General features: G+C 70.7%; 20 protein-coding genes and 2 pseudogenes. 13 read left to right on the plus strand and 9 right to left on the minus strand.

Annotated features, from left to right (window positions below; all coding sequences use genetic code 11):
- Positions 1-125 precede the first annotated feature (125 nt).
- A complete protein-coding gene (locus tag ACFYZ8_RS41620; protein ID WP_388532263.1) occupies positions 126-1,163 on the minus strand; it encodes a chitinase in 1,038 nt (345 codons plus the stop codon).
- Between the two features lie 269 nt (positions 1,164-1,432).
- Between ACFYZ8_RS41620 and ACFYZ8_RS41625 the strand changes: the two are divergent.
- Positions 1,433-2,563, plus strand: a pseudogene (locus tag ACFYZ8_RS41625) (histidine kinase); the annotation flags it as partial.
- Here ACFYZ8_RS41625 and ACFYZ8_RS41630 read toward each other — a convergent pair.
- Positions 2,552-3,181: pseudogene (locus tag ACFYZ8_RS41630) on the minus strand (MMPL family transporter); the annotation flags it as partial. The pseudogenes ACFYZ8_RS41625 and ACFYZ8_RS41630 overlap by 12 nt on opposite strands.
- Before the next feature lie 257 nt (positions 3,182-3,438).
- Between ACFYZ8_RS41630 and ACFYZ8_RS41635 the strand changes: the two are divergent.
- The 3 genes from ACFYZ8_RS41635 to ACFYZ8_RS41645 are packed head-to-tail and all read left to right on the plus strand — an operon-like array spanning position 3,439 to position 5,677.
- On the plus strand, positions 3,439-4,512 hold the full coding sequence (locus ACFYZ8_RS41635) for an aromatic ring-hydroxylating dioxygenase subunit alpha (RefSeq protein WP_359029817.1): 1,074 nt from the start codon (positions 3,439-3,441) through the stop codon (positions 4,510-4,512).
- On the plus strand, positions 4,509-4,742 hold the full coding sequence (locus ACFYZ8_RS41640) for a hypothetical protein (RefSeq protein ID WP_388532261.1): 234 nt from the start codon (positions 4,509-4,511) through the stop codon (positions 4,740-4,742). The genes ACFYZ8_RS41635 and ACFYZ8_RS41640 overlap by 4 nt, the downstream gene beginning before the upstream one ends.
- Positions 4,739-5,677: a PDR/VanB family oxidoreductase gene (locus ACFYZ8_RS41645; RefSeq protein WP_388532260.1), complete on the plus strand. Its 939-nt coding sequence runs from the start codon at positions 4,739-4,741 to the stop codon at positions 5,675-5,677. Before ACFYZ8_RS41640 ends, ACFYZ8_RS41645 begins: the two co-directional genes overlap by 4 nt.
- On the opposite strand, the gene ACFYZ8_RS41650 is transcribed toward ACFYZ8_RS41645, so the two are convergent.
- A complete protein-coding gene (locus ACFYZ8_RS41650; protein ID WP_388532258.1) occupies positions 5,592-6,446 on the minus strand; it encodes an IclR family transcriptional regulator C-terminal domain-containing protein in 855 nt (284 codons plus the stop codon). The two genes, ACFYZ8_RS41645 and ACFYZ8_RS41650, sit on opposite strands and share 86 nt — an antisense overlap.
- 161 nt (positions 6,447-6,607) lie before the next feature.
- Between ACFYZ8_RS41650 and ACFYZ8_RS41655 the strand changes: the two genes are divergently transcribed.
- From ACFYZ8_RS41655 to ACFYZ8_RS41670, 4 genes are read left to right on the plus strand one after another with little or no spacing between them, the layout of a single operon-like run.
- On the plus strand, positions 6,608-7,579 hold the full coding sequence (locus tag ACFYZ8_RS41655) for an ABC transporter substrate-binding protein (protein ID WP_388532256.1): 972 nt from the start codon (positions 6,608-6,610) through the stop codon (positions 7,577-7,579).
- A complete protein-coding gene (locus tag ACFYZ8_RS41660) occupies positions 7,576-8,349 on the plus strand; it encodes an ABC transporter permease (RefSeq protein WP_388532254.1) in 774 nt (257 codons plus the stop codon). Before ACFYZ8_RS41655 ends, ACFYZ8_RS41660 begins: the two co-directional genes overlap by 4 nt.
- Complete coding sequence (locus ACFYZ8_RS41665; protein WP_388532252.1) at positions 8,346-9,125, plus strand: ABC transporter permease; 780 nt, start codon at positions 8,346-8,348, stop codon at positions 9,123-9,125. Before ACFYZ8_RS41660 ends, ACFYZ8_RS41665 begins: the two co-directional genes overlap by 4 nt.
- A gap of 26 nt (positions 9,126-9,151) precedes the next feature.
- Positions 9,152-9,967, plus strand: coding sequence for an ABC transporter ATP-binding protein (locus ACFYZ8_RS41670; protein WP_388532251.1), 816 nt, complete (start codon positions 9,152-9,154; stop codon positions 9,965-9,967).
- A 198-nt stretch (positions 9,968-10,165) separates the two neighbouring features.
- Here ACFYZ8_RS41670 and ACFYZ8_RS41675 read toward each other — a convergent pair whose 3' ends face one another.
- Positions 10,166-10,816, minus strand: coding sequence for a hypothetical protein (locus tag ACFYZ8_RS41675; protein WP_359029809.1), 651 nt, complete (start codon positions 10,814-10,816; stop codon positions 10,166-10,168).
- Positions 10,817-11,039: 223 nt separating this feature from the next.
- Here ACFYZ8_RS41675 and ACFYZ8_RS41680 point away from each other — a divergent pair, with 223 nt between their 5' ends.
- Both ACFYZ8_RS41680 and ACFYZ8_RS41685 read left to right on the plus strand, forming a co-directional pair.
- Positions 11,040-11,696 (plus strand): helix-turn-helix domain-containing protein, encoded by a 657-nt coding sequence (locus ACFYZ8_RS41680; RefSeq protein ID WP_388532249.1) that lies wholly within the window; start codon positions 11,040-11,042, stop codon positions 11,694-11,696.
- Between the two features lie 32 nt (positions 11,697-11,728).
- On the plus strand, positions 11,729-12,259 hold the full coding sequence (locus tag ACFYZ8_RS41685) for a toxin-antitoxin system, toxin component (RefSeq protein ID WP_359030024.1): 531 nt from the start codon (positions 11,729-11,731) through the stop codon (positions 12,257-12,259).
- A gap of 12 nt (positions 12,260-12,271) precedes the next feature.
- Here the strand turns inward: ACFYZ8_RS41685 and ACFYZ8_RS41690 are convergent, their stop codons facing one another.
- Positions 12,272-13,294: an alpha/beta fold hydrolase gene (locus ACFYZ8_RS41690; RefSeq protein ID WP_388532247.1), complete on the minus strand. Its 1,023-nt coding sequence runs from the start codon at positions 13,292-13,294 to the stop codon at positions 12,272-12,274.
- A 242-nt stretch (positions 13,295-13,536) separates the two neighbouring features.
- On the opposite strand from ACFYZ8_RS41690, the gene ACFYZ8_RS41695 reads away from it, so the two are divergent.
- Positions 13,537-13,776, plus strand: a complete 240-nt coding sequence (locus tag ACFYZ8_RS41695; protein WP_359029806.1) for a hypothetical protein — start codon at positions 13,537-13,539, stop codon at positions 13,774-13,776.
- 34 nt (positions 13,777-13,810) lie between these two features.
- Here ACFYZ8_RS41695 and ACFYZ8_RS41700 read toward each other — a convergent pair whose 3' ends face one another.
- Entirely contained in the window at positions 13,811-14,491 is a 681-nt protein-coding gene (locus ACFYZ8_RS41700; RefSeq protein WP_359029805.1) for a 4'-phosphopantetheinyl transferase superfamily protein, read from the minus strand.
- Entirely contained in the window at positions 14,488-15,348 is an 861-nt protein-coding gene (locus ACFYZ8_RS41705; protein ID WP_359029804.1) for a metallophosphoesterase, read from the minus strand. Before ACFYZ8_RS41705 ends, ACFYZ8_RS41700 begins: the two co-directional genes overlap by 4 nt.
- 263 nt (positions 15,349-15,611) lie before the next feature.
- Here ACFYZ8_RS41705 and ACFYZ8_RS41710 point away from each other — a divergent pair, with 263 nt between their 5' ends.
- Positions 15,612-16,733, plus strand: coding sequence for an ATP-grasp domain-containing protein (locus tag ACFYZ8_RS41710; RefSeq protein WP_359029803.1), 1,122 nt, complete (start codon positions 15,612-15,614; stop codon positions 16,731-16,733).
- A gap of 126 nt (positions 16,734-16,859) precedes the next feature.
- Entirely contained in the window at positions 16,860-18,536 is a 1,677-nt protein-coding gene (locus ACFYZ8_RS41715; RefSeq protein WP_388532244.1) for a carbohydrate binding domain-containing protein, read from the plus strand.
- A gap of 280 nt (positions 18,537-18,816) precedes the next feature.
- Here the strand turns inward: ACFYZ8_RS41715 and ACFYZ8_RS41720 are convergent, their stop codons facing one another.
- Both ACFYZ8_RS41720 and ACFYZ8_RS41725 read right to left on the minus strand, forming a co-directional pair.
- Positions 18,817-20,067: an alpha-L-fucosidase gene (locus ACFYZ8_RS41720; protein WP_388532242.1), complete on the minus strand. Its 1,251-nt coding sequence runs from the start codon at positions 20,065-20,067 to the stop codon at positions 18,817-18,819.
- Positions 20,068-20,070: 3 nt separating this feature from the next.
- Positions 20,071-23,118, minus strand: coding sequence for an alpha-mannosidase (locus ACFYZ8_RS41725; RefSeq protein WP_388532241.1), 3,048 nt, complete (start codon positions 23,116-23,118; stop codon positions 20,071-20,073).
- Positions 23,119-23,185 lie beyond the last annotated feature (67 nt).

Consider the following 23,185-nt stretch of genomic DNA (forward strand, 5'->3'; position numbering starts at 1 on the left):
TCGGCCACGTGGCGGTCCTCGCCCCGAATAATTTCGGAACTTGTAGCGAAATCGGCGCGGCGAGGGCCCGGCGCGCGTGATGCGCGCCGGGCCCTCGTCTGCCGGGTGTCCGGCGGGGTGTCCCGCTACTGGTTCCCTCCGCTCGTGAACTTCTCGAAGGCGTGGCTGAAGGCCCAGGTGTCCTGGGCGATGCCGGAGCAGGAGTCGGAGCCGCCGGTGCCCGGGCAGCCGCCGTTGTCGCGCTGGAGGGCCCAGAAGGAGAGCGTGTTGATCCTCTTGGCCTCGGCCCACTCCTCCACCGCGAGCGCGTTCTCGACGGTGAAGGTCTCCTCGGGACCGTAGTCGTCGATGCCGGGCATCTCGATGATCCCGATCATGCTCCACAGCCTCGCGGAGGTCTTGCCCGGGTAGAGCGCGGCGAGCTGGCCGTGCAGGCCCGTGGCGGCCGTCTCCGTGTCGGCCGCCATGTCGTGCGTGGCGCCGTCGTAGTAGTCGAAGGTCATGAGGTTGACGACGTCCACGCGCGCGTGGTTGTCGACGGCGTTCTGGAGGACGGCGAGGCCGTTGGCCTCCAGGCCGTGTGTGGAGGTCGGCAGGGTGTAGGAGAACCGCACGGTGCGGCCGGTGCGTTCGGCCCAGCGCTGGACCTCGGCGATCGCCTTGTTGCGGCGGTCGATCCCGGCGGTGTTGTTGATCGAGTCGCCCTCGACGTCGAGGTCGATACGGGTGATGCCGTACGTCGTGACGAGGCTCTTGAACACGTCGGCGATGGCGTCGACGTCGGTGCAGCTGTCGGCCAGTTCGGTGCCGGTGGTGTCCGCGGACCAGCCGCCGAAGGACGGGATGACATTGCCGCCGCGGGCCTGGATGGTGGCGATGTCATGGCCGAAGGCCGCCTTGGAGACCGGCTGATCGGTCTGGCCGTTCCAGTAGGCGGTGCACGAGCCGGGCGCGGCCGTCTGGAGGAAGGCCAGGGTGAGGTACTTGTTTCCGGAGGCCGCGGCGAGTGCGGCCGGGCTGCCGCCGGTCCACGACTCGAAGTAGGGCGCGGCCACCTGAGCCGGCAGGGGCTTGCCGAAGGCCGTGGGCGAGGGGGACGACGAGGGCGCCGCGAGTGCGCTCCCTCCCCCGAGTCCGACGAGTCCGGCGGACAGGGCGGACACGCTCAGACAGGACAGCAACGCACGGAAATGACCAGGTCGTCTCACTGACGCTCCCAGGGGAAGGGCACGCGGGAAGTGCGGAATGACAGAACCGCGGGGCGAACCGTGCCCATAATTGGACTAGACCAGATAACTGTCAAGGTTCTTTACAGTTCGCTTGCGAACGAGGGGCGTGCACTCCCGAGCCGCGTGACGGTGTGGCGGACCGCACCCCCGGTGGTGTAGTCCGCTACACCGTCGCCCGGCTCCCGGTCGCCTGGCGTGGCGGCATGTGGAAAGCGATGCGGCAGGCCGGACGGGCCACGGTCCACCTGGCCCTCGCCGCCGTGATGGCCTTCGGGCTGTATCTCTTCATCACCGTTCTGCTGATCACCGCCACCGGCACGCTCGCGGTGGTCGGAGCGTGGCTGCTGCCGGAAACCGTGCTGCTCATCCGCCGTATCGCCGGCGCCAAGCGGCAGATGACGGCCGCGTGGACGGGCCGGCGGATCCCCGAGGCGTACCAGTCCCTCACCGGCCCGCTGCGGCAGCGGCTGCGCATCGCGGTCCACGATCCCGGGACCCGTACCGATCTGCTCTGGATGCTCGCCTCCTGCCTCTACGGCGCTCTGGTCTTCCTGGCACTGCCGCTGTGGCCCCTCGGGCTGGCCGTCGACGGAGTGTGGTGCGGTGTGCTGCGCCGCGAAGCCGTCGTCCTTCCGCTGATCACCCGGCTCGCCGACCTGGAGGCACGCTGGTCGCAGGCCCTGCTCATGCCCTCCCCCGAGGCGCTGCTCGCCGCCCGGGTGAAGGAACTGGCCGCCACGCGCGCCGACGCGATCGCCGCGCACGAGGCCGAGCTTCGCCGTATCGAACGAGACCTGCACGACGGCGCCCAGGCCCGCCTGGTGGCCCTGTCCATGCGCATCGGCCTGGCGCAACGCGCCTACGACCGCGACCCCGAGACCGCTCGCAAGATGCTCGCCGAGGCCCAGGACCATCCCCAGGAGGCCCTCGCCGAGCTACGGCACGTGGTGCGCGGCATCCACCCGCCGATCCTCACCGACCGCGGACTGGTCGGCGCCGTGCGGGCGCTGGCGGCGAGCAGCGGGCTGGACGTCGACGTGCACGTGGCACGTGACCTGGAGGAGGGACCGCGGCCCCCGGCTGCGGTGGAGGCGGCCGCGTACTTCGCGGTGGCCGAGGCGTTGACCAACGCGGCCAAGCACAGCGGCGGCCGCCGGGCTGCCGTTCGTCTCCAACGCCTGCGCGCCGGGCTGCGGGCGGTCGTCCGCGACGAGGGCGCGGGCGGCGTGGACGAACACGGCGGCTCCGGCCTGCTGGGCATCCGCCGCCGGGTCGCCGCCCTCGACGGCACGGTGACCGTGACCGGCCCCGCCGGGGGCCCGACCGAGATCGAACGTCAGCAGGGGCAGCCCTGCCGCCGCCATCGACCCGAAGGTGATCAGCAGCACCAGCGCGGCCACGGCGATGCCGATCACCTCGGTCATGCCGCCCGCCGCGGGCTGCTCGGCCAGAGCGTTCCCGCCGACCTCGACGGTCAGCCCGGTGTCGCGAGCCTGCTCGACGGCTCGCTCCAGGTGCTTCTTGCTCGTGCCGGACAGGTCGTCGGCGGACACCTTGAAGGTCGCCGTCGCATACGCCGTCGTTCCGTCCCTGCTCACCGCATCGGTCTGGAAGGGGTCCACGGCAGCGGCGACCTGCGTGCCGTCGGCGGCCTCGTCGACGAGGTGCTCGATGGCCTCCTTGTTCTCGGTCGCGGTCACCTTCTCACCGCCGCGCGCGACGAACACGATCCGGGCGCTCGCGGCGTCGGCGACGGAACCGGGGAAGCGCTGCTCCAGCAGGTCGAACGCCTTCTGGGACTCGATGCCGGGCGCGGTGAATCCCTCGTCCTCGGCCGTGGACGCCTGCGAGGCGGCGAAGCCGGCGCCGCCCAGTACGGCCACCCACAGCAAGGCGACGAACCATCGCCGACGGAAGGCCACCCGGCCCAGGTGATAAAGGAAAGTTGCCATGGCGGGAGGAGCCTCCACAGTGGATCGGACGTCGGTGCCCACCACGATTCCTCGGGACGGTCTCCGCCACGAGGGAGAGTCCTCCCCGGTCAGAGGTGTAGCCCGCTACACCGTTGCTCCGTCCTCTGATCAGCCCCTTCACACAGACGCTTCCGCCTGGCAGAAGCCGCCTTGCGCGGCAGCCACCGCCGTCAGGAACCTGTTCCCAACCACGGCACGCGGGGCGACGCAGCCCCGCCGACAGGGACGGGAACCCCATGCCTCACACGACCGCCTTCGCCAGGAACCAGTGGTACGTCGCCGCCTACAGCCACGAGGTGGGGCGCGAGGAGTTGCTCGGCCGGACGATCCTCGGTGAGCCGCTCGTCTTCTACCGGACCGAGGAGGACGGGACGCCCGTCGCGCTCGCCGACCGGTGTGTGCACCGCCGGTTCCCGCTGCACGAGAAGCCGAGCCGGCTCGACGGCGACCGGCTCGTGTGCGGGTACCACGGGTTCACCTACGACCAGACGGGCACCTGCGTGTACGTGCCGGGGCAGAAGCGCGTACCGCGCACCGCGCGCGTCGCCTCCTACCCCGTCGCCGAGCTGGACTCCCTGATCTGGGTGTGGATCGGCGACCCCGCGCTCGCCGACGCCGACACCATTCCGCGCGCCAGGCACCTCGACTCCCCCGGCTGGGTCACCGTGCGCGGCATGGAACCGATCGACGCCGACTACGGCCTGCTGGTCGACAACCTCCTCGACCTGTCCCACGAGACCTATCTGCACGGCGGCTACATCGGCACCCCCGAGGTCGCCGAGACGCCGATCACCACGGAGGTCGACGAGGGCGCCGGCATCGTACGGGTGAGCCGGCACATGGACGACGCCGAGTGCCCGCCGTTCTACGCGAAGTCCACCGGCATCGAGGGGCGGATCACGCGCTGGCAGGACATCGAGTACCACGCGCCCTGTCTGTATCTGCTGCACAGCCGCATCGCCCCGGTCGGTGTGCTGCCCGAGGCCGACGGCAGCGACCCGAACGGCTTCCACACCGAGATCACGTACGCCATCACGCCGTCCAGCGACGGTCACGTCTACGACTTCTGGATGGTCTCGCGCGACTGGGCGACCGAGGACGCCGAGGTCACCGAGTTCCTGCGGGGCAACAACCACACCGTCGTCATGCAGGACGTCGACGCGCTCAACCTGCTCCAGAGGACGCTCGGCACCGAGCGCTCCGGCTACCAGGAGCTGAGCATCAACATCGACACCGGTGGCCTGGCCGCCCGCCGTATCCTCGCCCGCCTGGTCGAGGAGGGCGACAAGCCGGTGGAGAAGGTCCTGTGAGTGCCGGAGCCACCGGGGAGATCTACCGCATCGACTGGCTGCCGGGCACCGACACCCTGCACGGCACCTGTCACTGCGGCCGCGAGCACACCTCGCAGGACCCGATCGAGATGTGGGAGTGGATGCTCGCGCACCCGAACGGGCACTCCCCGCAACAGGACGAGCCACCAGGACACGAGCCACAGGGACACGAGCCGCAAGGACACGAGCCGCGAGGAAGCACTTCATGAGTGACGCCTACGAAGCCGAACTCGTCGTCGACCGCAGGGACTTCGCGGCCGACGGCGTGCTCGCCCTCACCCTGCGCCACCCGCTGGGCGAAGAGCTCCCGGCCTGGGAGCCCGGCGCCCACATCGACGTGATCCTCGGGCCCGGGCTGGAGCGCCAGTACTCGCTGTGCGGCGACCCCGCCGACCGCACCGCCTGGCGGATCGCCGTGCTGCGCGAGCCGGCCGGGCGCGGCGGGTCCGCCCATGTGCACGAGCAGGTCGAGCGGGGCGGCAAGGTCCGGGTGCGCGGTCCGCGCAACCACTTCGCCCTGCGCCCCGCGCCCCGCTACCGCTTCATCGCGGGCGGCATCGGCATCACCCCGATCCTGCCGATGCTCGCGGCGGCGGAGGCCGAGGGCGCGGAGTGGACCCTGCTGTACGGCGGACGCACCCGCGCGTCCATGGCGTTCGCCGGGGAGTTGAGCCGCTACGGCGATCGCGTCACCATCGCCCCGCAGGACGAGACCGGTCTCCTGGACCTCGCTCCGGTACTGGACGACGTGCCCGAGGGCACCCTCGTCTACTGCTGCGGACCCGGACCGCTGCTCGACGCCGTGGAGGCGCGCTGCCCGGCCGGACTGCTGCACGTGGAGCGGTTCACGCCCAAGGAGCAACCGGCGGGCGAGAACACGGAGTTCGAGGTCGAGCTGGCCCAGACCGGCACGACGATCACCGTCGCACCGGACGTCACCGTGCTCGACGCCGTCCGCGCCTCGGGTGTCGAGGTGCTGTTCTCCTGCACCGAGGGCACCTGCGGCACCTGTGAGACAGACGTTCTCGACGGCACCCCGGACCACCGGGACTCGGTGCTCACGGACGAGGAGCGGGAGGCCGGGGAGACGATGATGATCTGTGTGTCCCGGTGCCGGGGGAAGAAGCTCGTCCTGGACCTGTAGCCATCCGCAGATCGGCCTCGATACCGGCCACGGTCTCCAGCAGGGCCGGCAGCAGGTCCCGCCGTACCGCGGCGAGTGTCGTACGGCCCGCCTGCACGGGGATGTTGACCGCCGCCACCACCTCGCCGCCCCGGTCCCGCACCGGGGCGGCGATCGAGCGCAGCCCCTCTTCCAACTCCTGGTCGACGAGGGCGTATCCCTGTCTGCGCACCCGCTCCAGTTCGGCGCGCAGCAGGTCGGCGGAGACGATCGTGCGGGTGGTGAGCGCAACCAGCTCCGCCCGGACCAGCCGCACTTCCAGCTCATCGGCGGGCAGGTGCGCGAGCATGACCCGGCCCACCGAGGTGACGTGCGCCGGGAAGCGGGTGCCCACGGTGATCGCCGCGGTCATGATGCGGCGCGCGGGCACCCTCGCCACGTACACGATGTCGTCGCCGTCGAGCACGCACAGGGACGACGACTCCCTTGTCCTGTCGACGAGTTGCTCCAGATGCGGTTCCGCCAGCTGGGCCAGCGAGAAGCTCGACAGGTAGGAGTAGCCGAGCTCCAGGACGCGCGGGGTGAGCCGGTAGCTGCGTCCGTCGGCGCGGACGTATCCGAGATCGGCCAGCGTCAGCAGGAAGCGGCGGGCGGCCGCGCGGGTCAGTCCGCAGGTCCGGGCCACCTCACTCAGGCTCAGCTCCGGGTGGTCGGTGTCGAAGGCGCGGATCACGGCGAGGCCGCGCTCCAGGGAGCGGACGAAGTGAGGGGCGCGGTCTGCTTCGGACATCGTCGCCTCCGTCGAGGAAGTGTCAACAATATTGTCAGCCAAAGGAGTTGACCCCGTCCCGCGAGACCAATACCTTTCGCCCTGAGCACCACTGTGCGGTCTGCGCACAGCCTGTCGTAAGCACAGCCTGTCGGAACAACGAAGTCTGCACAGGAGGAGCCATGCGTCGTCTGCTCGCCGCCCTCGCGGCCGGAGCATTCCTGGTCACCGCGTCGGCCTGTGGCTCGTCCGGCGACTCGGGAGCCTCGGACGGGGGATCCTCGTCCGGCGGGACCACCACCGTCAAGCTCGGCCTCATCCCGATCGTCGACGTCGCGCCGGTCTATCTGGGCCAGAAGAAGGGCTTCTACGGCAAGCACGGCCTGAAGCTCGAGATCTCGAACGCGTCGGGCGGCGCGGCGATCGTGCCCGGAGTCGCCGGCGGACAGTTCCAGTTCGGCTTCTCCAACGTCACCTCCCTCCTGATCGCCCGGTCCTCCGGGGTGCCGGTCAAGGCGGTCTCCAACGGCATCGCCTCAACGGGCGTGGACGGCAAGGACTTTGCCGGCATCGCGGTCAAGAAGGGCAGCCCGATCAAGTCCGCGAAGGACCTGGAGGGCAAGAAGGTCGCCATCAACACCCTGAAGAACATCAACGAGTCCGCGGTGCGCGAATCGGTGCGCAAGGACGGTGGCGACCCGGACAAGGTGAAGTTCGTGGAGCTGCCCTTCGACCAGATGCCCGCCGCGCTCGACGGCGGCCAGGTCGACGCGGCGTGCGCGGTCGAGCCCGCGCTGGCCACCATCAAGGGCCAGGGCGGCCAGGTGATCGCCTCACCGATGGTGGACGTGGCCGCGAACACCACGGTGGCCATGTACTTCACCTCGACGCGGTACCAGCAGCAGCACGGCGACGTGGTGAAGAAGTTCCAGGAGGCCACCGCCGAGTCCCTCGCCTACGCCGACGCGCACCCGGACGAGGCCCGGCAGATCATCACGACGTACACCAAGATCCCGGCGTCGGTCCTTGAGCAGGTGACCCTGCCGAAGTGGCCGGCCGACCCGAACAGGGCCTCCATCGAGGCGCTGGCGAAGCTGGGCCAGGAGGACGGGTTCTTCAAGAAGACCCCCGACGTGGACGCGCTGCTTCCGTGAGGCTCCCCAACGCGGCGCTGGGCGCCGCCGGGCTCGCGGCCTTCCTCGCCCTGGGCGAGGCGGTGCCGCGGCTCGGTCTGGTCAAGGAGGAGTACTTCCCGCCGACCAGCCGGATCGCGCGCGCCCTCGCCGACGAGCTCTCCGACGGCGCCTTCTGGACGGCGCTCGGTGACACCCTCACCGGCTGGGCCCTGGGACTGGCCATCGCCGCCTCGGCGGGGATCGTCATCGGGGTGGTCGTCTCGGTCGTGCCGTATCTGCGCGAGGCGACGGCCTCGACGATCGAGTTCCTGCGCCCGATCCCCTCGGTCGCCCTCATCCCGCTGGCGGTGCTGCTGTACGGCAGCGAACTGCGCTCGGTGCTGCTGCTCGTCGTGTACGCCAGCTTCTGGCAGGTCCTCATCCAGACGCTCTACGGCGTCCAGGACGTCGACCCCGTCGCCGAGGAGACGGCGCGGTCGTACGGCCTCGGCACCTGGGCGCGGATCCGCCATGTGCTGTGGCCGACCGCGCTGCCGTATGTGTTCACCGGCGTCCGGCTCGCCGCCGCCGTCGCGCTGATCCTCGCGATCACCGGTGAACTCGTCATCGGGGCACCGGGGTTGGGCTCCAGGATCGCGGTGGCGCAGAACTCGCAGGCCGTCCCGGAGATGTACGCGCTGATCGTGGTGACCGGTCTTCTGGGACTGCTCGTCAACGTCGGCGCGCGTACCGTGGAGCGACGGGCGCTGGCCTGGCACCAGTCGGTGCGCGGGGAGGTGGCGGTGTGAAGCGCTTCGCACTCCAGCTGGTCTTCGTCATCGCGCTGCCCGTTCTGCTGGTCGCGGTCTGGTGGCTGGCCTCGGCCGACAGCACCAACGTCTTCTGGCCGCCGCTGCGCACCATCATGCGGACCTTCCCGGACGTGTGGACCGCCGACCGGCTGCGCGACGACGTGCTGCCCAGCATCTGGCGGCTGACGGCCGGTTACGCGCTGGCCGCCGTCGCCGGGGTGGCGCTCGGCACGGTCATCGGCTCCTACCGGCGGGTGCGGGCGCTGTGCGAACCCGTCCTGGAGTTCCTGCGGGCGATCCCGCCACCCGTCCTCATCCCGGTCATCATGCTGTTCGCGGGCATCGGCGACACCATGAAGGTCACGGTGATCGCGAGCGGCTGTGTCTGGCCGATCCTGCTCAACACGGTCGAGGGCGTCCGCGCGGTCGACCCGGTGATGCTGGAGACGGCCCGCTCCTACGGCATCACCGGCCCGTCGCGGCTGCGCCACCTGGTGCTGCGCGCGGCGAGTCCGCAGATCTTCGCGGGCCTGCGCCAGGCCCTGTCGATCGGCATCATCCTGATGGTGATCAGCGAGATGTTCGCGGCCAGCAACGGCATCGGCTTCACCGTCGTCCAGTTCCAGCGCAGTTTCGCGGTCCCCGACATGTGGACCGGGATCATCGTCCTGGGGCTGCTCGGCTATCTGCTCTCCGTCGTCTTCCAGCTGGTCGAGCGGCGGGTCCTCGCCTGGTACCACGGCCTGCGCGCCTCGGCCCGGCGGTCCCCGTGAGTCACCCGAACGCGAAAGGGCGGTCCATGCTGGACGTACGCGGCCTGAAGAAGGTCTACGAGGGGTCGGGGCGGCGGGTGGAGGCGGTACGCGACCTCACCTTCACCGTCGAGGCGGGCGAACTCGTCTGTCTCGTCGGCCCGTCGGGCTGCGGCAAGACGACCCTGCTGAAGTGCATGGGCGGCCTGCTCAGCCCGACCGCCGGCGAAGTCCACCTGGCGGGCCGCAAGGTCAGCGGTCCCCCGCCCGGGATGGCCTTCGTCTTCCAGGAGTACGGACGCAGCCTCTTCCCCTGGATGCGCGTCGCCGACAACATCGAACTGCCGCTGAAGCAGAAGGACCTGAGCAAGGCGAGACGACGCGAACTGGTCGCCGACGCCCTGGAGTCGGTGGACCTCACGGAGGCGGCCGGGGCGTACCCCTGGCAGCTCTCCGGCGGCATGCAGCAGCGCGTGGCGATCGCCCGCGCGCTCGCCTACGAGCCCGAAGTCCTGCTGATGGACGAGCCGTTCGCCGCGGTGGACGCCCAGACCCGCGCAGACCTGGAGGATCTCGTACGACGGCTGTGGCGCGAGCGCGGCATCACGATCCTGTTCGTCACCCACGACATCGACGAGGCGGTCTACCTGGGCGAGCGCGTGATCGTGCTGTCCGCCTCCCCCACGGTCGTGCGGGAGCAGCTGAAGGTCGATCTCCCGGACGAGCGCGACCAGTTGCACACGCGTGTGGCCCCGCGCTTCGCCGAACTGCGCACCCATGTGTACGAGCAGATCCAGGCGGCGAAGCGCGGGGTGGTGCGGGACGCCCCGGTCACGAAGTCCGATACGCCTCCACTTCACTGAACTGCCCGGCGGGCGAGCCGGTGTTCGCGCTCACGGAGAGGCGGAGGCAGCGGAGGCCGGTGCCGCCCAGCACGGGTGGCTTGCGTTGTCGCGGCCCTGCTCCATGAGGACCCCCATGAGGACCCCCATGGGTACTTCCATGGGGACCGACAACTACTGACGAGGCGCCGTCGACGACCTGAACGCCGACGGTGCCCGTCAGGCCTGGGGGGCGGGCACCACCGTGAGGTGGTTCGCCGTGCGCCGCGGGCGGCGCCTGGTGGGAGCCGGGCGCAGGACCAGGGTCAGGCGCGTGTATCCGAGGTCCCGCAGGGTGCGCGGGGTCTCGTCGACGACCCGGCAGTCGGTGGCGCCCCAGCGCGGGTCGGGGTGCACCAGGGGCCGTACGGCGCCGTCGTGCTCCACGGCCTGTTCGCCGACCGCGCGGATCCAGTGCGGCAGGCCGTGCCGGTAGGCGGCGTCCATGATCGGGTCCTGGGCGATGTCCCGGCGGATCGCCTGGAGGCCGTGGTCGTGGTCGTGCCGCTCCACCGCGGCCGCGAAGTGCGCGAGCATCGGCAGGCACCAGCGCGACTCGTGCTCGCCGAGAACGCTGCCCGCGTCCGGATGGAAGAGGACGAACCGGAGGAAGTTGTCGCCCGGCATGGCCGTCGGATGCGGACCCACGGCACGGAAAAGTGACGCGAAAGCGGTGTTGGCGAGGACGACGTCCCAGCGGTGGTCGAGGACGACGGACGGGAACGGAACGGCTTCCAGGAGCGTCGCGTAGTCCTCGAGATACGCCTGGGCTTCGAGCCCTTCGGGGACGGGCCGCAGTTCCGACCGCTGCCCACCTGCCTGATGTGCCATCGGGAGGTCACCCCTCTTGCCTATGCGGCCTTCACGCGGCGCCTTGATCCTGCTTCCCCGGAGCGCGGCGTGTCAACTATCGTGGCATTCCGTAGCTGTTGACGGCTGAAATTGGCCACAGTTGTGGCGAGACCTGGATGCGAGTTCGAACAAGGGTTACTCTCCGGGAAGTTCACGGCGACCGCCTGTGAGAAGTCGGGTGAGAGACGTAGGAGATCTGTCGGTGTCGGATGGCTTCGGGAGCCCGGACGACGCGGCAACGGTCGTGCTGACGGCCGTCGTCGCCCGCGTCACCGCACTCGCCGACCGGCTGGGCGTACCGCACGCGCACGTCTTCGACACCGGACGGCTCTCCGTCGCCTCCGGCGTCCCCGAGCCCGTGGTCAAGGCCCTGCTGAGCGGGCGCCCGGCGGGTGAACCGGACGTCCAGGCACGGTTCCTGCAACGGCTCGACCTGTTGCGCCGTACCCGGCTCAAGCCCAACGGGCGCAAGTACACCCAGCAGGAGATCGCCGACGGCGCGGGCATGTCCCGGCAGCAGGCGGGCGCCCTCATCAACGGCGACCGGCGTCCCACCATGGAGCACTGCGACGCCATCCAGCGCTTCTTCCGCGTGCACGCCGGATTCCTCACCGCCGAGGACCCCGAGGCGCTCGCGGGTGCGCTCCAGCACACCGAGCAGGAACTCCTGCACAAACTCGCCGGCCGGGAGCGGGAAGCCGCGGCGGCCGCCCGCGACCCGTTGGAGCGGCTGCTCCAGGACCACGGGGTGCGCGGGATCGCCTGGCGGGCCGCGCAGCTGCCCACCGACCAGCACCGTGACAAGGTCGCCGAGTGGCTGGACATGCTCCTGGAGAGCGTCAAGCGGCCCGAGTCCTGATCCGGGAGAAAACTGTGGGCATCGGTAAGCACATGCGCCGCCTGAGCGGCGAGTTGGTGGCGGAGCTGGAGCTCGACGCCCCGGCACGGCCCGAGGACCTCTACGGCGCCCTGTGCGACGCGATGAGCAGACGCCGGGGCCGCCCGGTCCACTTCCGTACGGCACCCTTCCCGCCCGGCACGGCCAGCGGGCTGTGGCTCGACATGGCGGACCAGGACCTCGTCGTGATCGAGGAACGCACCGCCCCCGACCACCAGTTGGTCATCCTCGGCCACGAGCTGTGGCACATGAACGCCGGCCACTGCTCCCACCACGTCGAGGGCGCCGCGGTCGCCGCCCGGCTCCTGCACGACGAAGCCGACCTCCAGGCCACCGTGCTCAAGGTCGCCGCCCGCAGCCGCTTCGAGCTCGACGAGGAGCGGGAGGCGGAGAACTTCGGACTGTTACTCGCCAGCAAGTGCCGTACCTGGCTCGCCGGTTCACCACTGCGGGGTCCGGTGCAGCGGGACCGTCTGGCGGGGCGGATCGAGGCATCGCTGGGGTATCTCGGGCCGCAGGGTTGATCTGACCGACGGTCACGTGGCACTGCGCTCGCTGGCCTGCCTCAACTCCCGCTCCCCGCCGCCCGCCCGCGGGTTCCCCGGACTGCCCTCCCGCAGCAGCTCCCTCCAGTGCTCGCGGCTCCAGTCCGCCGGGGCGGTGGTGGCGGTGAACTCCTCGACCAGCGAGACGAAGCGGGCGGGGTCGGTGTGGAAGGGGAAGTGGCCCGCGCCCTCGAAGATCTCCAGACGGCTGCCGGGCATCGCCTCGTGCGCCCCGAAGGCGTGCCGCACGGGCACCACGCTGTCCCGGTCGCCCCACAGCAGCATGGTCGGCATGCCCTCGGTGAGATAGCAGCGGTCGAGCATGGTGACGACCTGGCCACGCCAGTCGACGACCGCGCGCAGGCTGCGGATGAAGGCGTTGCGGGAGGTCTCGTCCGGCAGGGCGTCGACGAGGTTCAGCAGGTCCGGGGCGTCCTGGCCGAGGTCGGTGTCCAGGAGCTTCATCAGGCGGACGGCGAGGCCGACTTGCAGGCGCATGCCGGGCAGCCGCAGCGAGGAGAGCATGAGATGGGCGCCGGGCAGGGACACCAGCCGCAGCACGGGGTTGACCTCACGGCCCACACCGCCCGCGCTGACCAGGATGAGCCGCTCCGTGCGCTCGGGGAACTGGTAGGCGAACTGCATCGCCACTCCCCCGCCCAGCGAGTGTCCGACCAGGGTGGCGGACTCGATGCCGAGGGTGGTGAGCAGATCACGGATGCCGTTGGCGTACGCGGCCACCGAGTAGTCGGCGCGCGGCTTGTCGGAGTCGCCGTGGCCGAGCAGGTCGGGGGCGATCACGGTGTGGGTGCGGGCGAGGTCGGGGATCAGTTCGGCCCAGGTCGCCGAGGAGTCGCCGATGCCGTGGATGAGGACGAGCGGCGGCCCCTCGCCGGCCATGCGGAAGGCACGGCGGTATCCGTGCACCACGCGGTGCTGCAGCTCCAGTTCTCCGTCGCCCACCGGGCGCAGCCGGACGGCGCGCACCGGGCGCCGGCGCTGGTCGTCGACCACGTGCTCGCCCTCCCGTACTCCTGGCCGCCACGCGGCGGCCGAAAGCCCTTCCTCCCAGCGTAGGACTGCTTTCCCCACGCTGGTTTCGAGGAGGTTTCGCCTCCGCTAAGCGGGCGAAGGAACGGGCGCGGAAGCCGGATTGTCAGTGGCGGGCGGCAAGCTGGAGATGCACGCCCGTGCGGTGTGCGACCGACGTGCCCCGATGGGGGGTGCGACCGACGCCGACCTGGGGAGAGCCGCCGATGCCCACCGCCGTACTGACCGACCGTGAGCGCACCGCCGTCCAGGCGTATCTGCGGCTGCTGCACACGGTCCGAGCCGCCTTCGACACCGCGTCCGGACCGCCCGACACCGCCCGGCCACCGGTCGTCCCGCCGGCGGTCCTCGCCGAGGCCGAACAGGCCTTGGCGGCCGCGGGCCTCGCGGGCAACGAGGAGGCGTTCTTCAGGCTGCTGCAGAGCTGGTGCCCGCCGGAGGCGTAGGGGCCGGGGAGAGACGGGGGACCGTGCCGTGCGTTCAGGCGTGCGGCACGGTCACCGAGGTGGCGACCAGGCCGTCCCGGACCGTCCAGCGGCCCTCGAGGACGCCGCGACGCTCGCCGCCCACCAGCGGGCCGGGGACGAGGAGTTCGGCGCGCAGCGTGCCGCCGGAGGGCTGTCCGGGGCCGACGACGATGTCTATGTCCGCCTCGCTGAAGTCCAGCCACTTGCCGGTGAGCGGGAACCACGCCTTGTAGACGGACTCCTTGGCGCTGAACAGCAGCCGGTCCCAGTGGACGGCGGGATGCGCCCCGGCGAGCTCCCGCAGTCTGACCCGCTCGCCCGGCAGGGAGACGCTGTCCAGCACGCCCTCCGGGAGCGGCCCGTGGGGTTCGGCGTCGATGCCGAGCGAGGCCAGGTCGGCGGCGCGGACGAGGGCGGCGGCGCAGTAGCCGTCGCAGTGGGTCATGCTGCCGGTGAGTCCGGCCGGCCAGCGCGGGGCGCCGCGTTCCCCGGGCAGGACCGGCTGCGGCGGCACCCCGAGCTTCTCCATGGCCCGGCGGGCGCAGGCCCGTACGACGGCGAACTCACGCCGGCGCTTGGGGACCGCGAGCGCGACGAGCGCGGCCTCCTCGGGGTACAGCGCGGCGTTCTCCGGCTCGTCGTGGCCGTACACCTCGACGGCCACCACCGAGTCCGGCACCAGTTCCTCGATCACAGCGCGCCGACCTCCCTGGGCACGATCCGGCGCAGCCGTCCGGGCGGTTCCGGCCGCTTGCGCCACTCCCGCGGATAGCCCACCGACACCTCCTCGAAGCGGACGCCCTCGTGCCAGGTGGTCCGCGGGATGTGCAGATGCCCGTAGACCATGGTCTCGACGCGGAACCGGCGGTGCCAGTCGGCGGTCAGTGTGGTGCCGCACCACATCGCGAACTCGGGATACCACAGGACGTCCGTCGGGTGCCGGTCCAGCGGGTAGTGGTTGACCAGGACGGTGGGCAGGTGGTCCGGGATCGCCGCGAGCCTGCGCTCCGTCTCGGCGACCCGGGCCCGGCACCAGGCCTCGCGGGTCGGGTAGGGGTCGGGGTGCAGCAGGAACTCGTCGTTGCAGACGATACCGGTGCCGTGCGCGTACTCCAGGCCCTGCTCCTTGGTGGTGCAGCCGGCCGGGAGGAACGAGTAGTCGTACAGCAGGAACAGCGGGGCGACGACGACCGGGCCGCCGGGGCCCTCCCAGATGGGGTAGGGGTCCTCGGGGGTGAGGACGCCGAGTTCCCGGCACATCTCGACGAGGTGCTCGTAGCGGGCGACCCCGCGCAGGGTGACGGTGTCCTTCGGGTGGGTCCACAGTTCATGGTTGCCGGGGGCCCAGACGACCCGGCGGAAGCGGCCGGCGAGGGTGCTGAGGGCCCAGCGGACGTCCGCGACGGTCTCGGCGACGTCACCGGCCACCAGGAGCCAGTCGTCGTCGGACCCGGGGCGCATCGCCTCGACGAGCGAGCGGTTCTCGGGATAGCCGATGTGCAGGTCGCTGACGGCCAGAAGCTGTGCCGTGCCACCGGCTGCAGACGTCACCTCTCGCCCCCTCCGAGCACCCGAGTGGCACCACGAGATCACATTTGGTTTCCCGGTACAAGAGTGACCCCGGGGAGGCGGAGCCTCATGATCGGGAATTCCGTAACACGGGTGTTGCACGCGTGCCCCCTGGAAAGCCGTATGATCGCCCCAACACCACCGCATGAACTTCCCTTCGCAAGGGGCGGTTTGGTGTCCCTCCAACCACCCTGCCCGGGCACGGGCCCGCTTCCCCCTGCCCGAAAACCCGAAAGGCGGCCTGAATGCTTTCTCGCGTACGCGTCTGGCTCAACCGCACGTACGCGGAGAACGTGTTCTTCATGGATCAGTTGCGGCGAAATCCCAGTGACAGAGCCGTCGAGATCCACGCGACGCACGGCGACGCCGACTCGCCCGTGCTGGCCGCCGCCGACACCGCCGAGCTGGAGCCGGAGGGGCTGTCCCCGGCCGCCTATGTCGAGTTCGCCCTCGACCAGTGCCAGAAGCGCGGCATCGACGTGTTCGTGCCCCGGCTGCACCAGGCGGCGATCGTCGCCCACCGCGCCGACTTCGCCGCCGTCGGTACGGCGCTGCTCGCGCCGCCGCCGGAGGCCGTCGCCGTCTTCCACGACAAGGTGATCGCCTACGAGGCGGTCCAGGCGGTCGGTGTCCCGGTGCCGCCGTGGTGGCGGGTGCGGACGGCCGAGGAGCTGGTCGCGGCCGTGGAGAAGCTGGAGGCCGACGGCCACAAGGCCTGCTTCAAGCCCGCGTCCGGCGCGGGCGGGGTGGGCTTCAGGATCATCACCCGCGCACCCTTCTCTCTGTCGCACCTCAACGGTTTCCCCAGCCCGTACGTGTCGCTCGACATGGTCGTCGCGGCGCTGGAGCAGGCCGAGGAGCCGGTGGACTGGCTGGTCATGCCGCGCCTCGAACAGCCGGAGGTGTCGGTGGACACCCTCACCGGGACCGACAACCGGGTGCGGCTCGCGATCGGCCGCACGAAGAACGGGCGCCGTCGCGGGTTCACCAGGGACGAGCAGTGGCTGGAGCCGGCGCGGCTGATCGCCGAGGGGTTCGGGCTGCACTACCTGTCCAACATCCAGTTCCGGATGTTCGGCGACCGGCCCGTGCTGATGGACGTGAACACGCGGCCCGCGGGCGGGCTGCACCAGCTGTCCCTCTGCGGGGTCAATGTGCCCTGGGCCGCTGTGCAGTTGGCGCTCGGTGAGGAGACCGGGGCGATCGAGCCGCCGTTCCTGGGACAGGACTACACGGTGGTGTCGGGTCCGCGGCAGTTGCGGCCGGTGTCGGTGCCGCACCAGCGGGCCGAGGAGGTCGAACCGCTGCTGCCCTCGGTCCCGGCGCCCGCCCCTGCGGTGGAGGCGGCCCAGGCACTGCCGCTCTAGTCCCGAACCGGTATGGACCAATCTCGCTGTGCTTCTTGACACCGCGATTGGTCCATACCAACTTGGTTGCGCACCTGCACCACCTCTCTGCACTCCCGAACACCCCCATTTCTTCAGGGAGATCGCGTGCGCAACCCACTCAGACGTCCCAGACTTGTCGCTCTCCTCGGCTCCGCCGTTCTCGCGCTCGCCGGGGCCATCGCGCTTCCCGGCACGGCCGAGGCGGCGAACGTCCTGTCCAATCCCGGCTTCGAGTCCGGCGGCCTGTCCCCCTGGACCTGCACCGGCAACCTCGGTTCGGTCGTCTCCTCGCCCGTGCACGGCGGCTCCAAAGCCCTGGCCGGTGCGGTGAGTTCGAGCGACAACGCGCAGTGCAGCCAGACCGTCGCCGTGCAGCCGAACACCACCTACAGCCTCAGCGGCTGGGTGCGCGGGTCGTACGTCTACCTCGGCGTGAACGGCGGAGCCTCCACCTGGACGACATCGCCGTCGGCGTACAGCCGGCTGTCCGTCTCCTTCACCACCGGCGCCTCGCAGACCAGCGCCACCGTCTACGTCCACGGCTGGTACGCGCAGGGCACCTACTACGCCGACGACATCAGCCTCGACGGCCCCGGCGGCGGGGGCTCGGACACCCAGGCGCCGAGCGCGCCGAGCGGGCTGGCCTCCACGGCCAAGACGTCGTCGAGCGTGTCACTGAAGTGGAACGCCTCGACGGACAACGTCGGTGTCACGGCCTACGACATCTACAGCGGCTCCAACAACGTCCTCACCGTCTCCGGGACGTCCGCCACCGTCAGCGGGCTGTCCCCCAGCACGTCGTACACCTTCACCGTCAAGGCGCGGGACGCGGCCGGCAACACCTCCGGGGCGTCCAACTCCGTGAGCGTGACGACCGACGCGGGCGGCCCGGGCGGCACCGGCTTCAAGCAGGCCGCGCCGTATCTGTACGAAGGCTGGGGCGATCCGCCGAGCCCGAGCACGGTGATGAGCGCGACCGGCGTCAAGTGGTTCACCATGGCGTTCGTGCTGGACTCCGGCGGCTGCAATCCCGCCTGGGACGGCAGCCGGCCGCTGACCGGCGGTGTCGACCAGACCGCCATCAACCAGATCCGGGCCGCCGGCGGTGACATCGTGCCCTCGTTCGGCGGCTGGCAGGGCAGCAAACTCGGCGCCAACTGCTCCTCGGCGAGCGCGCTCGCGGCCGCGCTCCAGAAGGTGATCGACGCCTACTCGCTCAAGGCGATCGACATGGACATCGAGAACACCGACGAGTTCGAGAACGAGGCCGTGCAGGCGAGGATCCTGACCGCGCTGAAGACGGTCAAGGCCAACAACCCCGGCCTGAAGACCATCGTCACCTTCGGCACCTCGACGACCGGCCCGACCTACTACGGCAACCGGCTCATCGAGCAGGCACAGTCGCTGGGCGCGAACATCGACGTCTTCACCATCATGCCGTTCGACTTCGGCGGCGGCTCCGACATGTACGGCAACACCGTGAACGCCGCGGAGGGGCTGAAGGCCAAGCTGAAGTCCACCTTCGGCTGGGACGACGCGACGGCCTACGCCCACATCGGGATCTCCGGTATGAATGGCCTCTCCGACCAGCAGGAGAACACGACACCGGCGATCTGGACCCAGATCCGCGACTGGGCCAACACCCGTCACATCGCCCGGCTCGCCTTCTGGTCGGTCAACCGCGACCGGCCGTGCCCGGGCGGTGGAGTCGTCAGCAACTGCTCCGGCATCAGCCAGAACAACTGGCAGTTCACCTCGATCACGGCCGGCTTCACCGGCTGACCCTCAGCCGGGCCAAGCGAAACGAACTGCCCCCGCTCCCGCGCCGACTCGGCGAGGGGTGGGGGCAGTTCGGCGCGGGAGCGGCGAGCCGGCCGCGGGGCTACGGCAAAGGGCGGGGAGGCTGATGAAGGAGCCGGTGCGCTCGGCGCGGTCGTCATCTCCCCGACCGAGAACCGGAGCGGGCCGCCCGCGCCCTGCGCCGTGGGAGAGCGCCACGCTCGACCACGGCAGCAAGAACCTCGGTGCCCCACGGCTCCCCAGGGCTTGACGGACATCGCCGTCAGAACCGGCCCGCCCCTCGGTACAGCTCCACGTCCCCGTCCAGTTCGACCTTGAGCACCGTGGCGTACAGGTCGAGGTCGGCCTCGGTCGGCGGGTCGATCCACAGGACACCCACGGCCTCGTGGAGTCCGCCGACGACCTCGTGGCCGAGTTCGGTTCCGGTGCCGAGGACGGTGACCCTGCGGACCGGGGTGACCAGTCCGCGCAGTCCGATCTCGGCGCGCGGTGCGTCGAAGAGGACCAGATAGAGGGTCCGGCCGTCCGCGGACAGGGTGCTGGGTCCGTAGTGGTGCCCGGCGGGCAGCCCGCGCACGGTGCCGTACACCGCCTCGGAGTGCTTGCGGATCCACTCCCCCAGCCCCTCCAGGCGCTCGACCTGCGGCGCCGGGATGGTCCCGTCCTCCATGGGGCCGACGTCCAGGAGCAGGTTGCCGCCCCCGCCGATGGTCTCGGTGAAGTAGCGGATCAGCTGGGCGAGGGACTTGTGGTGGTGATCGTGGTGCTGGTAGCCCCACGAGTCGTTGATCGTCAGGCACAACTCCCAGGGACCGGCGGGCGGTTCGATGGGAGCGCCCTGTTCGGGCGTGGCGTAGTCGCCCTCGCTGAGCATGCGCGCGTTGAAGACGACGTCCGGCACGTACGAGCGGATGAGCGCGGCGAGTTCGGGGATGCGCCACTGCTCCTCGCTGCGGTCCCACTCGCCGTCGAACCACATCAGGTCCGGACGGTAGCGGGAGGCCAGCTCGCGGATCTGGCCGTCCCGGTAGGCGATGAACCGCTCCCAGGCCGCCAGGTCCTCGTCCTCGGCGGCCACCTCGGAGTAGCGGTTGTCCTCCTGCTCCGGCGGGCGGCCCGGCTTGCGCGTGGAGGCATAGTCGGGGTGGTTCCAGTCGGAGTGCGAGTAGTAGAAGCCGACCTTGAGGCCCTTCTCGCGCAGCGCCTCGGCGTAGGGGCCGACGTAGTCCTTGCCGAGGTTGAGGTCGCCGAACTCCGTGTCCCACAGCGCCACACCGTCATGGTGACGGGTGGTCAGCACCGCGTACCTCGCGCCCGCACGGGCGAACAGGTCGGCCCACTCGCGCGGGTCGTACCTGGCGCCCGTGAAGCGCTCCAGCTGGGACATGTACCGGTCGTGCGGGACGATGTCGTCGTAGAACGACCAGGACTCCTGGACGCCGTCCACGGCGTAGATGCCCCAGTGGATGAAGATCCCCAACTTGGCGTCGGTGAACCAGGGTTGCATCGGCACGGGTCATCCCCTCCGCAGCCGGAGCGTCAGCACCTGGAAGGGCCGCAGCGAGACCTGTACGCCGCCGTCGGCGACCTCGGCCGTCTCGTCCTCCAGCGGGCGCTCCAGCAGGTCGGTGACCTGGGCGCCGGCCAGCGGGAAGCCGGTGCGCAGGACGCCCTGGGCGCGGCCGCCGCCCGACTCGTAGAGACGGACCACCACATCACCGGAGCCGTCGTCGGCGAGCTTGACCGCCTCCAGGGTGACGCCCTGGCCGTCGACCGACACGACCGGTTCGGGGGCGCCGGCCGCGTCCGCCAGCCGGAGCGGGAGGTTGAGGGAGTAGCCCTCGGCGACGGCGTCCTCGATGCTGGCGCCGGGCAGCAGCGAGTAGGTGAAGCGGTGCCTGCCCTGGTCGGCCTCCGGGTCCGGGATGCGCGGGGCGCGGACCAGGCTGAGCCGGACCGTGGTCGTCGTACCGCCGTCCTCACGGACCGTGCGGGAGACGTCGTGGCCGTAGGTGGAGTCGTTCAGGACGGCGACGCCGTAGCCGGGTTCGCCGACGTGCACCCAGCGGTGCCCCGAGACCTCGAAACGGGCCGACTCCCAGCTGGTGTTGGTGTGCGTGGGCCGCTGGACGTGGCCGAACTGGATCTCCGCGGAGGAGTGTGCGGCCCGGACGTCCACCGGGAAGGCCGCCTTGAGGATCTTCTCGGCCTCGTGCCAGTCGATGTCCGTCTCGAAGTCGATGCGGGGGCTGTCGGCGCGCACAGTGATGGTCTGGGTGATCGTGGAGCCCTTGCCGAAGGCGCGGGTCACGCGGATCGCGCCCAGCAGCGGGTCCTCGGAGACGACCTCGACCGAAGTGGGCTCCAGGAGGTCCGTGTAGCGGTTGTTGTAGTGCTTGTCGATGTCCCAGGCGTCCCAGTAGTTCGGGAGATCGGTGTGCAGGCGCAGCAGATTGCCCTTGTCGCCGAGGACTTCGCGGCCGGCCCGCAGGTCGTACACGGACGACAGGGTGCCATCCTCCGCCACCTCCACCCGCACCAGGCCGTTGTCGAGGACGTGACCGGAGACGCGGACGGGCTGCGCGGGCTCGGCGTCCGCCAGCGGCGCGCTGCCGTTCGCGGGCACCTTCACATACGCCGTCGCGCCGTCACCGGTTCGGACCACCTCGGCCCGGTCGAACGGGCTGGTGTTGAAGACCCGGGTGCCGCCGGCGCCCAGCGCGGCCACCGCCTCGGCGGTCAGCGCCTCCAGCTCCTCGGCGACACGGGCGTATTCGGCCTCGGCCTCGCGGTGCACCCAGGCGATCGAGGAGCCGGGCAGGATGTCGTGGAACTGGTGCAGCAGGACCGTCTTCCACAGGCGGTCGAGCTTCTCGTACGGGTACGCGTAACCCGGCGCGTGCAGCGCGGCCGTCGTCGCCCACAACTCGGCCTCGCGCAGCTTGTGTTCGCTGCGCCGGTTGCCCTGCTTGGTGCGGGCCTGGGAGGTGTAGGTGGCGCGGTGCAGCTCCAGGTAGAGCTCGCCGACCCAGACCGGGGCGTCCGGGTACTCGGCGCGGGCCTGGGCGAAGAAGTCGTCGGGGTGCTCGACGACGACCTTGGGCGAGCCCTCCAGGTCGGCGAGGCGCCGGGCCCGCTCCATGATCTCGCGGGTGGGGCCGCCGCCGCCGTCGCCCCAGCCGAAGGGGGCCAGCGAGCGCGTGCCGCCGCCCTTCTCCGAGTAGTTGCGGACCGCGCGGTCCATCTCCTCGCCGCTGAAGCGGGCGTTGTAGGTGTCGACCGGCGGGAAGTGCGTGAAGATGCGGGTGCCGTCGATGCCCTCCCACCAGAAGGTGTGGTGGGGGAACTTGTTGGTCTGGTTCCAGGAGATCTTCTGGGTGAGGAACCAGTCGTTGCCGGCCAGCTTGGCGAGCTGCGGGTAGGCGGCGGTGTAGCCGAAGGAGTCCGGCAGCCACACGCCCTTGGTCTCGACGCCGAAGTGCTCGATGAAGAACCGCTTGCCGTGGATGAGCTGGCGGGCGATGGCCTCGCCGCCGGGCAGGTTGCCGTCGGCCTCCACCCACATGCCGCCGACCGGGGCCCACTGGCCCTTCTTCACGGACTCCTGGATGCGGGCCCACACGTGCGGGTAGTTGTCGCGCACCCACTCGTACTGCTGGGCCTGGGAGCAGGCGAAGATGAAGTCGTCGTACTCGTCGGCGAGCGCGGTGACGTTGGAGAAGGTGCGGGACGTCTTGCGCTTGGTCTCGCGGATGGGCCACAGCCACGCGGAGTCGATGTGCGCGTGGCCGACACCGGAGACCGTGTGGGCGCTCGCGTGCGCGGGCTTGGCCAGCACCGGCGCGAGGACCTCGCGGACGGCGGCCGCGCTGCCGGAGACGTCGTCCAGGTCGAGGGCGTCCATGGCCCGGTCCAGGGCGTGCAGGATCTCGTGGCGGCGGGGCTCGTGGTCGGGGAGGTGGACCATGAGCTCGCGCAGCACCTGGAGGTCCAGGTCGAGGTGGAAGACCTCCTCGTCGAGGATCGCCAGGTCGGCGCGCTGGAAGGTGTAGAGGGGCGCGGAGCCGGCCGTGAGCTTGTCGCCCATCGGCGTGATCTTCGAGAAGTTGTCCTTGAGGATGTCCGGGTTGGACGCTGCCTCGACCAGGTAGTCGATCTGCTCGCCGCCGGCCGCCGGGTTGGCGATGGGGACGTACTGGTTGAGCGGGTTGACGGCCTTCAGGGGACGGCCGTCGGCCAGGTGGACCAGGGCCTCGGCCTGGTTGCCGGGCCAGTCGCCGACGAAGCCGAGGTCGATGACGGCCTCGACGCGCTTTCCGGCCCACTCGGCGGGGATCTCGCCACGCATGCGGAACCAGGTGGTGCCCCAGGGCGGGCCCCACGGGGTGTTCATCGCGAAGGGCGTGTAGCGGGCGGCCGCGGCCTCCTCGAAGGAGACCGGCTCCCCGGGCGCCTGCCAGGCCTCGACCTCGAAGGGGACGGTGGCCGCGTAGACGGCCGGCTTGATGCGCTGGTCGTGGGCGCGCTGGACGCGCTCCTCGATGCGGCGGCGTTCGTCGTGCATGAAAGGTCTCCAGGGAGGGAGAGGGCGAGCTGGGAAGAGTGGGACAGCGTCTTAGAAAGCGCTTTCC

This window comes from Streptomyces sp. NPDC001668 (assembly GCF_042893155.1).
Lineage (GTDB): Bacteria > Actinomycetota > Actinomycetes > Streptomycetales > Streptomycetaceae > Streptomyces.

Bases quoted from the DNA above. Each gene is read 5' to 3' on its own strand.
- ACFYZ8_RS41685 (WP_359030024.1), top strand. From the start codon at position 11,729: ATGCGCCGCCTGAGCGGCGAGTTGGTGGCGGAGCTGGAGCTCGACGCC.
- ACFYZ8_RS41725 (WP_388532241.1), bottom strand. From the start codon at position 23,118: ATGCACGACGAACGCCGCCGCATCGAGGAGCGCGTCCAGCGCGCCCAC.
- ACFYZ8_RS41710 (WP_359029803.1), top strand. From the start codon at position 15,612: ATGCTTTCTCGCGTACGCGTCTGGCTCAACCGCACGTACGCGGAGAAC.
- ACFYZ8_RS41670 (WP_388532251.1), top strand. From the start codon at position 9,152: ATGCTGGACGTACGCGGCCTGAAGAAGGTCTACGAGGGGTCGGGGCGG.
- ACFYZ8_RS41675 (WP_359029809.1), bottom strand. From the start codon at position 10,816: ATGGCACATCAGGCAGGTGGGCAGCGGTCGGAACTGCGGCCCGTCCCC.
- ACFYZ8_RS41695 (WP_359029806.1), top strand. From the start codon at position 13,537: ATGCCCACCGCCGTACTGACCGACCGTGAGCGCACCGCCGTCCAGGCG.
- ACFYZ8_RS41655 (WP_388532256.1), top strand. From the start codon at position 6,608: ATGCGTCGTCTGCTCGCCGCCCTCGCGGCCGGAGCATTCCTGGTCACC.
- ACFYZ8_RS41645 (WP_388532260.1), top strand. From the start codon at position 4,739: ATGAGTGACGCCTACGAAGCCGAACTCGTCGTCGACCGCAGGGACTTC.
- ACFYZ8_RS41650 (WP_388532258.1), bottom strand. From the start codon at position 6,446: ATGTCCGAAGCAGACCGCGCCCCTCACTTCGTCCGCTCCCTGGAGCGC.
- ACFYZ8_RS41635 (WP_359029817.1), top strand. From the start codon at position 3,439: ATGCCTCACACGACCGCCTTCGCCAGGAACCAGTGGTACGTCGCCGCC.